Annotated in this window: 14 protein-coding genes and 1 pseudogene; 10 read left to right on the top strand and 5 right to left on the bottom strand. The window is 43.0% G+C overall.

The window, feature by feature from the left end; all coding sequences use genetic code 11:
- Positions 1-180 precede the first annotated feature (180 nt).
- The 4 genes from ACE3JL_RS03265 (at position 181) to cax (ending at position 3,477) form a co-directional block, all read left to right on the top strand.
- On the top strand, positions 181-1,032 hold the full coding sequence (locus ACE3JL_RS03265) for an alpha/beta fold hydrolase (RefSeq protein ID WP_271992584.1): 852 nt from the start codon (positions 181-183) through the stop codon (positions 1,030-1,032).
- A 337-nt stretch (positions 1,033-1,369) separates the two neighbouring features.
- Positions 1,370-1,678 carry a DUF6679 family protein gene (locus ACE3JL_RS03260; protein ID WP_002735547.1) on the top strand — a complete coding sequence of 103 codons (309 nt, stop codon included), beginning with the start codon at positions 1,370-1,372 and terminating at the stop codon, positions 1,676-1,678.
- Positions 1,679-1,933: 255 nt separating this feature from the next.
- A complete protein-coding gene (locus ACE3JL_RS03255; RefSeq protein WP_375328837.1) occupies positions 1,934-2,395 on the top strand; it encodes a plastocyanin/azurin family copper-binding protein in 462 nt (153 codons plus the stop codon).
- Complete coding sequence (gene cax, locus ACE3JL_RS03250; protein WP_375328836.1) at positions 2,392-3,477, top strand: calcium/proton exchanger; 1,086 nt, start codon at positions 2,392-2,394, stop codon at positions 3,475-3,477. Before ACE3JL_RS03255 ends, cax begins: the two co-directional genes overlap by 4 nt.
- 414 nt (positions 3,478-3,891) lie before the next feature.
- Here cax and ACE3JL_RS03245 read toward each other — a convergent pair whose 3' ends face one another.
- On the bottom strand, positions 3,892-4,887 hold the full coding sequence (locus ACE3JL_RS03245) for an amino acid ABC transporter permease (RefSeq protein ID WP_271992588.1): 996 nt from the start codon (positions 4,885-4,887) through the stop codon (positions 3,892-3,894).
- An 85-nt stretch (positions 4,888-4,972) separates the two neighbouring features.
- On the opposite strand from ACE3JL_RS03245, the gene ACE3JL_RS03240 reads away from it, so the two are divergent.
- Positions 4,973-5,488 carry a single-stranded DNA-binding protein gene (locus tag ACE3JL_RS03240; protein ID WP_002767053.1) on the top strand — a complete coding sequence of 172 codons (516 nt, stop codon included), beginning with the start codon at positions 4,973-4,975 and terminating at the stop codon, positions 5,486-5,488.
- 163 nt (positions 5,489-5,651) lie between these two features.
- Here the strand turns inward: ACE3JL_RS03240 and ACE3JL_RS03235 are convergent, their stop codons facing one another.
- Positions 5,652-5,864: a hypothetical protein gene (locus tag ACE3JL_RS03235; protein ID WP_002758270.1), complete on the bottom strand. Its 213-nt coding sequence runs from the start codon at positions 5,862-5,864 to the stop codon at positions 5,652-5,654.
- Positions 5,865-6,102: 238 nt separating this feature from the next.
- Here ACE3JL_RS03235 and ACE3JL_RS03230 point away from each other — a divergent pair, with 238 nt between their 5' ends.
- The 3 genes from ACE3JL_RS03230 to ACE3JL_RS03220 are packed head-to-tail and all read left to right on the top strand — an operon-like array spanning position 6,103 to position 7,594.
- The gene (locus ACE3JL_RS03230; protein WP_072925507.1) at positions 6,103-6,840 is read left to right on the top strand and encodes a hypothetical protein; all 738 of its coding nucleotides are present in this window, start codon (positions 6,103-6,105) and stop codon (positions 6,838-6,840) included.
- Positions 6,841-6,857: 17 nt separating this feature from the next.
- Positions 6,858-7,109 carry a UPF0175 family protein gene (locus ACE3JL_RS03225; protein WP_002736449.1) on the top strand — a complete coding sequence of 84 codons (252 nt, stop codon included), beginning with the start codon at positions 6,858-6,860 and terminating at the stop codon, positions 7,107-7,109.
- Positions 7,106-7,594, top strand: a complete 489-nt coding sequence (locus ACE3JL_RS03220) for a DUF3368 domain-containing protein (protein ID WP_072925503.1) — start codon at positions 7,106-7,108, stop codon at positions 7,592-7,594. Before ACE3JL_RS03225 ends, ACE3JL_RS03220 begins: the two co-directional genes overlap by 4 nt.
- Positions 7,595-7,879: 285 nt before the next feature.
- On the opposite strand, the gene ACE3JL_RS03215 is transcribed toward ACE3JL_RS03220, so the two are convergent.
- On the bottom strand, positions 7,880-9,451 hold the full coding sequence (locus ACE3JL_RS03215) for a Na+/H+ antiporter (protein WP_375328835.1): 1,572 nt from the start codon (positions 9,449-9,451) through the stop codon (positions 7,880-7,882).
- 135 nt (positions 9,452-9,586) lie between these two features.
- Between ACE3JL_RS03215 and ACE3JL_RS03210 the strand changes: the two genes are divergently transcribed.
- Positions 9,587-10,126 carry a DUF3038 domain-containing protein gene (locus ACE3JL_RS03210; protein ID WP_375328834.1) on the top strand — a complete coding sequence of 180 codons (540 nt, stop codon included), beginning with the start codon at positions 9,587-9,589 and terminating at the stop codon, positions 10,124-10,126.
- 236 nt (positions 10,127-10,362) lie between these two features.
- Positions 10,363-11,697, top strand: coding sequence for a DUF4335 domain-containing protein (locus tag ACE3JL_RS03205; protein ID WP_271992735.1), 1,335 nt, complete (start codon positions 10,363-10,365; stop codon positions 11,695-11,697).
- Between the two features lie 151 nt (positions 11,698-11,848).
- On the opposite strand, the gene ACE3JL_RS03200 is transcribed toward ACE3JL_RS03205, so the two are convergent.
- Entirely contained in the window at positions 11,849-12,115 is a 267-nt protein-coding gene (locus ACE3JL_RS03200; protein WP_002800208.1) for a TIGR02450 family Trp-rich protein, read from the bottom strand.
- Between the two features lie 60 nt (positions 12,116-12,175).
- Positions 12,176-12,775, bottom strand: a pseudogene (locus ACE3JL_RS03195) (RNA-guided endonuclease InsQ/TnpB family protein); the annotation flags it as partial.
- Positions 12,776-12,893 lie beyond the last annotated feature (118 nt).

Here is a 12,893-nt window from a genome sequence, read left to right as displayed (position 1 = left end):
TGTTTTATACTTAAAGCAGAAGCTTTTAAAATTGTCTATAGCATTGATTGACCAACTATCAGGGAAAATCCTAAGCTTTCCTGACTATGCTCTGTAAACAAGGCTAAATACACCGATTTTTCTCTAGAAGTTTCCCTAGTAACCCCTATCAACGGTTTAACTTAGGTTGAGATTGATTATATGCCTACCATCGACATATCGGGAGTATCCCACAGTTACGAGTTATTTTCGCCCCAAGCGGATAAACCGGTTTTAGTCTTTATACACGGTTGGCTGTTGAGTCGTCACTACTGGCAGCCTTTGGTAGATATTCTCTCCCCGGATTATCCCTGTCTAGTTTACGATCTCCGTGGCTTTGGCGACTCCCAAAAAATTACCTCTAACAGTCCTCCTAGCAGTTATAACCTTGAATCCTACTCCCAAGACGTTATTACTCTTCTTAACTGCTTAAACCTCGATGTTGCTTGGTTAGTTGGTCATTCCCTCGGTGGTAGTGTTGCTTTATGGGCCGCGGATATCTGTCCTCAACGGATTAAAGGGGTAATCTGTATGAATGCCGGCGGTGGCATCTATCTAAAGGAGGAATTTGAGCGATTTCGGGAAGCCGGAAGACAGATTTTAGAGAGAAGACCATCTTGGTTGCCCAGTGTTCCCTTTATTGATCTTTTATTCTCGCGGATGATGGTCAAGCAAACCCTAAGTACAAAATGGGGCAAACAGCGCGTGATTGATTTTGTCCGGGCCGATTACCAAGCAGCCCTAGGGTCACTGTTGGAAACCACCACTATCGATGAAGTTCATCTTTTACCCCAGATTGTCTCCCGTCTTCCGCAGCCGGTCTATTTTCTGGCGGGGAAAGAGGATACGATTATGGAAGTTAAGTACGTTAACCATTTGGCTAGTTTTCATCCCTTGTTTGAAACCGGCAGCAACGTGATTGAGTTATCCGATTGTGGTCATTTTGCCATGCTCGAACAAACAGCAGCCGTGGCCCAAAAGATGATCGCTATTTTAAATCAGCATCGGGGTTAGGTGTTGGGTTTTTAGGGTTTTAGTGGAAATTTCCCTATCTCCCCATTTCCCGATTCCATCTACAGATACTGTTAAGAAGTGAAAATTTATGTAACAATGACTCTATAAGGGCGGTTTTTTACTGAATCGCCGAGGCCGTCTATTAATCGAATCGATGTCTTTGAAGAACGTAGTCCCAAACTGGAAACCTGACTTTCCTTTCCCATTCTTGCCACTACTAGCGGAATTTTTCTCCTTTTTGTGTTACCCACGGGAATTCTTGAGCTATTGCTGAGATTGGCATCTTGTCACTTCCCGTTAGTTGAATCCAACAAAAGAAGCTGTTTAGGAGCAATTTATGTTACACCGCAAGATTTATCAATTCTGTATGGATGGTCAGGAAGTCTGCATTTTCTTGCGCGATCAGCAAAGATGGATTGATAATGCTCGTATTATCGATCTAGAAAGCGATCTCGTCACCATTCGCTACGAAACAGAAGAAGAAGACGAGATTAGTTCTTGGGAAGAAATGGTGCGCTTAGAAAGTATCGGTGCAGTTAGCAGAAAACTGGCCTCCGTGTCGCGGACGAATCCTGATATTAATGTCTCGGAAGATTGTCCGGAAGCAGAACAACTTTATCCCCATTCTCCCGATAGCTTAGATTAATTTTGTCGATTTAACTGACAGTGGCGAGAAGTCCCGAGGTTTGAACAGTGGCCAAGGGACTTTTCAGAGAAAGAAAGGAAGAGAGCTAGGAAGAATCACCACTTGTTGTAAAATTATCCTAAGAGTCGTGTAAAATTAATTTCTTGGTTGGGATAGGCAAAAGGCAAGAAGTAGTTAAATATGTGTAATTGATTATGTCTAGCTACCTAAAAACCGCCGGATTTTCTCTATCATAATATAAGCTGGAGGAGCAAAATGAATTCTAATCCTTACTTCGCTGGCAAGGATATTTATCAAAAATTTGTGGCAGTAGTAATACTTTTAATTAGTTGTTGGTTAGTGACTTTTCCCTCCTTCGCTGGACTCGCCCCTTTAGAAGTTAAAATTAGTCTAGGCTCCGGACAAGGAGAATTAAAATTCTTTCCTAGTCAATTAGACTTTATTGCTGGACAAAAATACAAATTAATCCTCGATAATCCCAGTCCCACTAAACATTATTTTACTGCTAAAGACTTCGCCGATGCTAGTTGGACTCAGAAAGTTGAAGCGGGAAAAGTGGAGATTAAAGGGGCAATTCACGAACTAGAATTAAAACCTAATGCACAGGCAGAATGGGTAATAGTTCCTCTCAAAACTGGTAAGTATAAATTAATCTGTACTATTCCGGGTCATGCCGAAGCGGGAATGGTGGGAGAAATTGCCATTAATAATCCATGAATTTAAGAAAAATTGTCTCCTTTGCTTTCCTATTATTTATTCCCCTATCCGTGGTCGCTAGTCGTCTTAATTGGGGAGATCAAGCTATTTTTATCACTGCCGCTTTATCGATCATTCCCCTGTCAATTTGGTTAAGTACCTCTGTGGAAAGAGTTGCCGTAGTCACTGGGCCAACTTTGGGAGGATTAGTTAATGCTATCTTTGGCAATACTACCACTTTAGTTATTGCCTTAATTGCCCTAAAAAAAGGCTTGGTGGACATCGTACAAGCCAGTATTACCGGTAGTATTCTCAGCGATTTATTATTATTTATGGGGATGGGAATGCTCACCGGAGGAATTCGCTACAAAGAGCAGGAATTTAAACCAATTTTAGCGCGGGTAAATGGTTCTTCTATGACTTTAGCAGTAATAGCGATCGCTTTACCAACTTTGGTAATATATACTTCTAACGTGGTGGAAGTTGCCGATATTCTCAGTCTTTCCCTAGTCACCGCTACGGTTTTATTAATAGTTTATGGGTTAACTTTATTATTTTCCCTGAAAACCCATAGCTATCTATACGAAGTGGGATTAAGTAACGAAAATACCCCCGACAATCAGGTTAGTGAGGAAGAGAAAGCTCAAGTCTGGATGTGGTTAGTTGTGCTGCTTACTTCCACCGTAGCTGTAGCCTATGAGTCGGATTTATTTGTTAATGTGGTGGAATCGGTGATGGAAGGATTTAATCTCACTCCTCTCTTTATTGGGGTGATTTTCATTCCTTTAATTACTGATATTTCTGGAATAGTTACCGTCACTCAATTAGCCCTAAAAAATCAGATGGATTTAACGGTTTCCGTGGCGATGGGTGATAGTTTATTGGTGGCTTTATTCGTAGCACCTTTATTAGTTTTTATCGGCCAATTGTGGCAGCAACCGATGGATTTAAATTTTAATCCCTTTAACGTGGTGGCTTTAATTGTAGCAGTGGTTGTCACTAATTTAATCAGCTTTACCGGTCGTTCTAATTGGTTAGATGGAACCCTATTACTAGCCACCTATTTAATCTTGGCAGTGGCTTTTTATTACCATCCCGCCTAGCCAAAAAAGAGATTCCTGTACTTTCTGAGATTGGGTGCATCTCATTTTTGTAAATCTACTAAGTTGGGATTTTAAAAGGGAAACTCTCTGCTAAAGTCGGGCATTACTTTCGATTTTATCACTCAATCCAAGCTTTTGGGGGGTAGAACTCCCCAAACCCCGGAGCGCATTAGTTTTTCGGTGGGATGCTTACAGCCAGCTGCTGATATATCTGTCATAGTTTAAGAGTCACCGATAATTGCTAATTGTCGGTATTTCAGCAAATGCGAGATGCACCAGATCAGATAAGAGTTTTCAGTTTACCGATTACTGTTTACTGTTCACAGCGGAAAACTCTCCACTTCCCCCCGCAACTCGCAGGAACTGGTCTCCCCACACCCCATCACCCCACTTCCCCATCACCCCACACCCCAATCAACGCTGTTCTAACCTACGACTGGCTAGGGACATAGAATAACAGAAAATCCAGTAAATAAACGCCAAAAATAGATAAACCTCTGGATAATCGCCGATAAATTTCGGATTAGCCAAAACCGATCCTGCCATACCCAAGAGGTCCACCAGTCCCACGATCGCCAGTAGGGAAGTATCCTTAAATAAACTGATAAATTGACCAACAATAGCGGGAATGACCGCTTTTAAAGCTTGGGGTAGAACGATCAATAATAAAACGAAAATCGGTTTTAAACCCAAAGCTTTGGCCGCTTCAATTTGACCTTTGGGAATCGCTTGTAAACCACCCCGGACATTTTCGGCCAGATAGGCTGCCGCAAAAAGGGTAAATCCGGCGATCGCTCTGATCACCCGTTCCGGTCTCGTCCCGGCGGGTAAAATTAAAGGTAACATCACCTGAGCCATGAATAAAATTCCCAACAAAGGTAAACCGCGCAATAATTCGATATAACCAATAGATAGCCAACGAATTGCCGGTAATTCACTCTGTCTCCCTAGGGCCAATAATACCCCCAAGGGGAAAGATAAAATCATACTTGCGATCGCTACTAATAAAGTTAAGATTAAACCACTGAGATCATCAAGGGGAATTGCCTTTAAAAATAATCCCCCCAATAGCAACCAAGCGATTAAAGGTAAAGTCAATAACCAGAGCAATCCCCACCAGCGTTGCAGAAAAGCGGGACAATCGGGGAAGCGACCCCGGTTTAATTGCCAAGAAAACAGCGATAAAGCCGCAATTATCGTTAAAATCAGCCAAATTCGCCATATTGACTGTTCTGGATAACGACCGACCACAAATAAACCGAGATTTTCCGTCACTACAGCCCATTTTGCCTGAGTTATCGCCCAATCAAGGAAACTTAAGCCACCCCAGAGGCTGAGAAATAGACCCGCAAGGGTTAAGATGACGTTGTACCAAGTGTTAAAGAGATTTTTTCTTAACCAGAGTCCCATAAAATTCCCTAACCTCCACAGTGGTGATCATTGTACTTTTTCAGTACAATGGTGCTATTAGAAAAATTCAGACTGATTTTCGACCATGAACAGTTGCATTTTAATGGCTAAAATTGTCCGTCGTCCCGAATTACGTTATACCCAAGATAATCAAACTCCCTACGCTCAAATGTTAGTCGAGTTTTCTCCCAATCGTGCCGAGGCAACCCCGGCTAATTTAAGGGCCGTAGCTTGGGGAAATTTGGCCTCAGAAGTCGCTCAGAACTATAATGAAGGCGATCGGGTAATTTTGGAAGGTCGTCTCTCCATGCAGACGATCGATCGTCCCGAAGGTTTTAAGGAAAAACGGGCCGAATTAGTCATTAGTCATCTCTATCATCTTGACGGCAGCATGAGTAGCGGTGAAATGGCAGCCCCGACTCCAGAAAAAGTCGTACCAATCAATACCCACAAATCGAATAAAACCCCGGTGGAAAAACCCGTCGCACCTGTCTCCACCGGGGACTTTGAATACGACGCATCCTATGAACTTTCTAATCCTTCCGCTTGGCAACCTAGCGACACACCAGTGGAGGAAAATTTAGACGATATTCCTTTCTAAGTACCCCAACAGAATTAATGGCTCTTCTCGATTTTGTCTGATAATTTTTGCTTATGGAATCGTGGAATGCTTATCGGGCAAGATTTTCAGCACTATTTAGCGGATATTCTATCAGTATAGACCTCGTTTTCACACAGAAACCAGAAGAGCCAGTTCTTGCCTTCTAACCCCCTAACTCCCCACCATTGATACTTTTCTTTTGTTGAACGTAGCTCTGAAAATCGGCGAGGGTCAGTTCATCTAACCACTGGTGTCGCTCGGCGGTGTAATCGCCATGGCCGACTTCCAATTGTTGCAGGAAGCGGAGCATTCCCACCACCCCCAAAGAGTCAACTAAAGCTTGATATCCTTGTTTTCTCAGTTCAGCTAATTTCATTGCCATCCTCCTGTAAAGTCGCCATCAACCAAATCACGGGATTCTCTACCGTTACGTTAATTGAATCTCTATATTGTTGAGCCAAAACGCGATCGCATACCGCTCAATTTGGCCATTAGGCATCTCCACCGATCTAGCCAACCTAAGTGAATCACGAATTGCTCAAGCTTGTTGACTCGATCGGGTGATCGCAATAAAATCATAATTGGCAATTAGACTCAATTCTAAAGGATTCATCATGTCAAGTTTTGAAGATCTCAGAAAAATGCAAGCTCGGCAAAAGCAAGAAGAAGCGCGTAAGCTAGAGGAAAGGAAAAGAGCGGAAGCTGAACGTCGTGAAAATCAGTATCGATACAACCAAGCAATGGAAAGCGCCGAACGGGCGAGACAAAGCTTTTCAATGACACAGGAAGCACAAAATAACCGAATATGGCATCATTTCTCCTCCCTAATCCCCGAAATTCTTGATGATTTTGGGCAATTAATATATGGTAATTCCATCGAAAAAAAAGTGGAATATACAAGAGGATTTTTAGGCTTGGGAAGTTCAGAAATAGTTCGTGAAATTTCCCATAAGAATTATCAAGTTAAAGGCTCTTATACCGAATTTATTTTAAGTGCTAGATATTTGAATAGCCCAGGCTATTCTGTGAAATTGCTAACTCAAAATAAGCAATTTACGCAGCAGTATTTAAGACTTGAAAATGGAATTGAAAAATCAGCACAATATAGTGATCGGGCTGATTTTATCATAGAATTTTGTAAAATTTGTTACTTTTGGACAACATCGGAAAGAAGGTGTTCTGTTCCTTGGGAAGATGCTTTATGTGAACGATCAAGTGACGACTATTATGTCACAGATGTTTATGATACGATAGTTCATGAAGACCATGTTAAGGACATGGTAAAATTGCAAAGATCGGATATTGAAAAAGCTTTAACCGAGATCTGGCAGGCTAGAGAAAATAAGGATTAGTGCGTGAGGATGTCTCAATGCAAATTACCCTGAACCTACCTGATAACCTCAGCCAAGCCGAAACCTTTAACCAGGGCGACTGGCTCCGGGAGATTGCCATTGCGCTGTTTCAGCAAGAGCGGATTTCCCTAAGTCGCGCCAGTAAGATTGCCGGGATGGAAGTCATGGACTTTCAAAAACTGCTGGCAGATCGCGATATTTGTGTTCACTACGATGTAGAAGACTTTGAGCAGGATGTTCAACATCTGCGCGATCGAGGCTGGCTATGATCGTGGTCAGCGATACCTCCGCCCTTGCCAATCTAGCGATCGTCGATCATCTCTGGTTGCTAGAGTCAATTTACCAAACCGTTATTATTCCAGACGTTGTTGCTAGGGAACTAGCAGCCGCAAGCAATCCCCTCATTCCAGCCATTCTCCAAGTCGGCTGGATTCAACCCCAACCCCTCACCAACTCCGAACTCGCTAACCAGCTTCAGCAAGAACGAGGATTGGATGCTGGAGAAGCAAATGCAATAGCCTTGGCACTTGATCTGCAAGCTGATGATCTGCTCATCGATGAACGCTTGGGGCGGCAAGAAGCCCTGCGGCTAGGGCTGTCTATCATTGGTATTCTGGGCATTCTGCTGATTGCCAAACAAAGAAGCCTCATCCCTCAAGTTCAACCTGTTATGGATGCCTTGATTAGCCAAGCTGGTTTTCGTGTCAGTTCCCAGCTATATCAGCGTGTCTTAGCTTTGGCTGAAGAACTTTAGTAAAGGATAAGCCAAGATAGTCTGTGGAGTCGGTATCGATCGAAACTATCGTCTCCCATACCAATGGGCTCATCCTAGTTTAGTAGGTTATCTATAAATTTATAAAAACTCAATCCCTCTCTTGCCCAAGATTACAGAGCCTAAAATCCAACAGGACGGTTATCAAGAGCCAAAATAGTTGTGTGAAAACTGTTTGAGAAATTTGTCTTCGATCTTGAGCATACTGAACTCAGATGAGCCGTATATTTATACGGGGAAAGTTCAGGTATATACCCCAAAATAGTCCTACTGTTCACTGATTTTACTTTCAGCGAGAATTTCTTGGAGGACGGGGGATAAATTGCTAGTTAAACGGCCGGCTCGAATAAATTCAGCGTAGGTATCAGCTTCGATATCTAGGAGGGTTTCCCGAAGTTGTTCCATTGTTAATAGTTGTAATTGGGGATAACTATCGTTGAGAGATTGTATTTCTGCTTCTACAGTCTTTAACTTTTCTTTGACGAGATGCTGCTCATAACTAAAAAATTCGGGGGCAACATCAGGAGATTTATCTAACTTAGAAAGATAGTCTAAAACCCTTTTTAAAGCTACCCGTCGGGCTAAAAGTTCCGCATAGTTTTCTCGAATTGGTTGATCACCGATCAAGTCTAATCTCGATAGGAAAGTTTGAATAGTTAATCCTTGAACCAAAAGGGTAAAGAGAACAACTCCGAAGACGATATCGATGATATCCTGACGATTAGGAAAAATAACCGGCACACTTAAAGCTAGGGCAATAGAAACGGAACCACGCAAACCTCCCCACCATAAAACCGTTTTTTCTCGCCAATTAATTTTAGTTTCCATCAAGGCATTACTAACAGTTGCCAAAGCAAAGGTAGCCAGAAAACGGGCCGCTACCACGGCGGCGATCGTGATAAAAATTAAATTGAGATTATCAGCTAAACTGGAGAGACGGATCTGATCGCCGATGAGGAGAAAAACGATCGAATTGACAAAAAAAGCGAGAAACTCCCAGAATTCCGTGACTAATAGGCGGGTACGGGGACTCATGCTAATTCTAGAGCCAAAATTACCTAAAATAATCCCCGTAGTCACCACTCCGATTACCCCCGAACCCCCGAACTCCTCGGTTAATAGATAAGCACCGTAGGCGGACACAAGAGTTAAAGACTGTTCCACTAGGGGTAAATCGAGACGTTGAGTCAGATAGGAAATACCAAAACCCACTAAACAACCCACTGCCACCCCGATACCGATAAAAGCCGCAATCCGGCTAATGGTTGTCTCTAAGGATAGACCACTAGCGCCGAGGGGAATTTCCACCAAAAGAGCGAAAGCGACGACAGCGACCCCATCATTAAATAAGCTTTCCCCTTCCAAAAGCACGGTGAGTTTTTTACTGGCCCCCAATTCGCGAAAAAGAGCGACAACAGCGACGGGATCCGTAGAAGAAAGGCTCGCACCCACTAATAATGCCGTAAATAGGGGTAAATTGGTCAATTCATTTAGGGCAAAGCCAACCCCGAAAATCGAGATAATTACGCCGACAATAGCGAAAAGACTGACGGGAATCCAATTATCCTTCAGATCTCGCCAGCGCGTATTCCAAGCGGCTTCAAATAGCAAAGGGGGCAGAAAAATTTCTAGAATCAGTTCGGGGGATAGGTTCACCAGACGGATATCGATGAAAGCTAAACCTAAACCAACTATCACTAACAATAGGGTGTAAGGAATTTGGCGAAACCAGCTAAAAATCCTCGAAACCGTGGCCACACTCAGGGAAACGGACAAAACAATTAGAAATTGTTCTAAATTTTGCTTAATGACTTCATCGGTAGCGGATTCTAAACTCATTGGGTGGGAGGCAATCGGTGAGCGGACGTGCAAGAAAAGAACAATCTAAATTATTATTACACTTTAGAACCAGTGATTTTTTCTCCTAAACCCAAGTTTTTCTGCTGGCAATTCCTTTTATCTATGTCCTTGACTATGCCTCAGTCTGCCGAGTCCTCCACGGGTGAGGATTTACCCCTAGCTATCTCACCCAGTAACGAGCAGTTAGAGAGTATTAATAGCTATTTAAACCTGATTTTGGTTGCTTTAGTCTCTCTAGCTAATTTAGACTCCGATTCTATCACCCAAGCAGCCCAGGAATTAGCCTTAGATGCGGATACAAGCGATCGCCTAGTTGCCCACTACTGGCAACCCCAGTCAAAACTTTCCCTCGCGGACATCCGTTCTTTAGTTCTCCTCCTTTGTCATCTAGCCCAAAAAAAGCAAGAGTTAATCCGTCGCGCTGTAATTCTCTTGGAACAAGTGGGAACTCAAGGAGAAGAACCGGTCAAAACTACACTTTTGGGCAATTATATCGATAATTTTCGCTTAAAATACCCAGAAATATCGGAAAATAATCTCAGCGATTCTAGCCTGACTTCCCTAGCCTGGAAATTATTAATCGATTTATTGTTCTACAGCAGCCCCCGCAGTCATCTCCTTCTCTGGCACACCCTTTTAGCAAGTAAAAAGTAAAAAGCCTATCAGTTATCAGTTATCAGTTATCAGTTATCAGTTATCAGTTATCAGTTATCAGTTATCAGATGTAAGTTATCAGTTATCAGTTATCAGTTATCAGTTATCAGATGTAAGTTATCAGATGTAAGTTTTTAGTTCACTGATTACTGTTTACTGAACACTGAAAAAAAGCTTCCCAGTTCATAATTCATAATTCATAATTCATAATTTATAATTCCCACGGATAACTAAAAATGATTAATCTAATTCGCAAATATACACCCCCCACCTGTACCCTAGAAATTTGGGGAAATAGTTCGCCCCTAGCGGTTTGGCTAGGTAAAAATGTCTTAAACGATGCCCACTTTCAATTGCGCTTTGATGATCCTAGATTGAGTGAGGAAAAACAGGTGACGATCAAAGGCGATCGCACACAATTACAACTACTAGGGGAAATTGTCGCTAATTATGTGCAGAATTTACTCTCTAGTCCCGTTTCTAGCCTCTCTTTCGTGGCTAGTGGTTCCCCCGAAAGTCATCTTCCCTCCTTACCCTCTCTCCATTGTCAGGGACTTCTCCAGCATCAATTATTTTTGGGTTCCCTGCTAACCGATCGAGATAAACAGGAGATTGAATTAACCACATCGCAATTATTCGACCTAGCCAATGCTTTAGGGGAATATAACCATGAAATCACCCTAATACCCCCTTTAATTCGCCAGAAAACTCGAAAGAATACCCTGATCTGGACGGGATTAATCGCCTCAGCCCTAATAACTATCGGGGGAATAGCGATCGCATTTTATCAACAGCAAGAACTAACCAACAATGATTTAACCACCGATCCCAATAGCGCCAGGATTCCCCAACCCTTGCCAACGCTGCCTTTACCCCCCACGGGAACAGCCGCCCCAAACCCGCAGTTACCGGCAAATTTGGGCAATAAAACCCCTTTACCGCCACCGCCCCCCGTGGCAACCGTTCCAGCCCCAGTTCGTCCCTCTAGCGTCCCCCTAGTGATTCCGCCGTCCACTTTACCGCCGCCACCAGTCACAGGTTCCCGTCCCGGCGGCACGGCGATCGTAATTGAACCGAATAATCAGAACATCCCGATTCCTGCCCCCCCTGTCACCAGCGCTCAGGGTACAAATGCACTAGCAAATGTCCCCCCCACCACGATGAATCCGACTCCAGCACCGCCAAAATTGCCCAATTTACCGCCTCTAAGCCCTGTTAACCCCGAAAATGTCAATTTAGACTCCAAACCGCCCACAAGTACCGCTAAAGCTCCAGAGACGAACTTACTAGATACAATTCCCCAAGTGGCAGAAACCAGAGAATATTTTCAATCCCGTTGGCAACCCCCGGAAAGTCTCAAACATACTCTAGAGTACCGTTTGGTCTTAAATCAGGATGGTTCCCTAAAACAGATTATTCCCCTAGGACAGGCGGCGAAAATCTATCTCGATCGCACTAATATGCCCCTGCTCAATCAACCTTTCGTGTCTCCCCTCGATATCTCTGGTAATCCCCAATTGCGTCTAGTTCTTGGTTCTGATGGTACGGTGCGGACCTTTATGGAACAGTAATAGGGGACTTGCGTGGGAATAATATCCCAATCGATCGGAGGGCGCAAGCTTTGCGCCCCCACAGTAACGGATTTTGTCCACAATGTAGGGGCGAACTGCGTTCGCCCAAAAGGTACATTATCAAAGCGCAAGTCCCTAGGCTGTACTGCATTTAATTAACAATAATCTCGTCGGTGCTGTCGGGTTGGTTCATTTCTGTTAGGGTTTGCCAACCGGATTGCCAGAGATTCGCGTCTTGCAACTGTTTAGCATTAATCCAGAAGCGGACAGTCGGATCGCAGGAAGCGACTAATTCGGCAAAAACCCATTGACCGCGATTTTGACGATTGACCACTTGAAAATGTCGCCAGCCCCATGTTTTTTGTTTTGCCGTCCATTTTGATCCTAAGAGATGGGGATACTTCTGTTTTTTGGGCATAAAAGTTAAAACACCTGAGTGCGGGATAGGCTAAAACCGTTCTATTAAACTTACTCAAATCTACTCATGAGCAAATTTGACGTTAACTTCCTGCTTCATTGTAGTAGTGTCGGCACTATCTACTCTACAAGCTGACACGGTGGAACTCACCGCCAAAGAAGCTAGATTTAGACTAGCGTTCAAGTCTCGATCTCCCGTTGCGAGCGCGTTGCGAGCGCAAACTCCATGGCATTGTTCACGCTCAAAAACTCTTTCAGTTAAAGATAGAGACTCTTTTTTGTACCCACAATTAAAACAGGTTTTACTACTAGGAAACCACCTATTCGCTATGATCAATTCCGAACCATATAACTGAGTTTTATAATCAAGTCGTCTTCGGAACTCGTAAAACCCCATATCCTGAACGGCTTTAGCTAATTTGTGATTAGCCATCATCCCAGACACATTTAGATCCTCAATTACTATCTTGCCGTGGTTCTTGGCTAAATAAGTGGTGAGTTTATGTAACGTATCTTTACGGATATTAGCTATTTTAAAATGAAGTTTAACTATTTGCCTTTGGGCTTTGTTCCAATTATTTTAACCTTTTACCTTATGTCGGTTCAAGTATTGAAGTCTGGCTAATTGTTTTTCGTATTTACGATAACTTTTAGAGCCTTTGGATTTAGCTCTCAAATGTCAAGCTAATTTTATAATCAGTTACAATCAAAGAGACCTAAAGCCCATTGAAAAATTCGGCATTTTTATTTTAACACCCAAACAATTTTTACGATTACTA

Source organism: Microcystis sp. BLCC-F210 (assembly GCF_042134685.1).
Taxonomy (GTDB): domain Bacteria; phylum Cyanobacteriota; class Cyanobacteriia; order Cyanobacteriales; family Microcystaceae; genus Microcystis; species Microcystis aeruginosa_D.
This window is presented reverse-complemented; position numbering and strand designations above follow the sequence as displayed.

Coding starts and splice junctions, on each gene's coding strand:
- ACE3JL_RS03265 (WP_271992584.1), top strand. CDS start 181: ATGCCTACCATCGACATATCGGGAGTATCCCACAGTTACGAGTTATTT.
- ACE3JL_RS03260 (WP_002735547.1), top strand. CDS start 1,370: ATGTTACACCGCAAGATTTATCAATTCTGTATGGATGGTCAGGAAGTC.
- ACE3JL_RS03255 (WP_375328837.1), top strand. CDS start 1,934: ATGAATTCTAATCCTTACTTCGCTGGCAAGGATATTTATCAAAAATTT.
- cax (WP_375328836.1), top strand. CDS start 2,392: ATGAATTTAAGAAAAATTGTCTCCTTTGCTTTCCTATTATTTATTCCC.
- ACE3JL_RS03245 (WP_271992588.1), bottom strand. CDS start 4,887: ATGGGACTCTGGTTAAGAAAAAATCTCTTTAACACTTGGTACAACGTC.
- ACE3JL_RS03240 (WP_002767053.1), top strand. CDS start 4,973: ATGAACAGTTGCATTTTAATGGCTAAAATTGTCCGTCGTCCCGAATTA.
- ACE3JL_RS03235 (WP_002758270.1), bottom strand. CDS start 5,864: ATGAAATTAGCTGAACTGAGAAAACAAGGATATCAAGCTTTAGTTGAC.
- ACE3JL_RS03230 (WP_072925507.1), top strand. CDS start 6,103: ATGTCAAGTTTTGAAGATCTCAGAAAAATGCAAGCTCGGCAAAAGCAA.
- ACE3JL_RS03225 (WP_002736449.1), top strand. CDS start 6,858: ATGCAAATTACCCTGAACCTACCTGATAACCTCAGCCAAGCCGAAACC.
- ACE3JL_RS03220 (WP_072925503.1), top strand. CDS start 7,106: ATGATCGTGGTCAGCGATACCTCCGCCCTTGCCAATCTAGCGATCGTC.
- ACE3JL_RS03215 (WP_375328835.1), bottom strand. CDS start 9,451: ATGAGTTTAGAATCCGCTACCGATGAAGTCATTAAGCAAAATTTAGAA.
- ACE3JL_RS03210 (WP_375328834.1), top strand. CDS start 9,587: ATGCCTCAGTCTGCCGAGTCCTCCACGGGTGAGGATTTACCCCTAGCT.
- ACE3JL_RS03205 (WP_271992735.1), top strand. CDS start 10,363: ATGATTAATCTAATTCGCAAATATACACCCCCCACCTGTACCCTAGAA.
- ACE3JL_RS03200 (WP_002800208.1), bottom strand. CDS start 12,115: ATGCCCAAAAAACAGAAGTATCCCCATCTCTTAGGATCAAAATGGACG.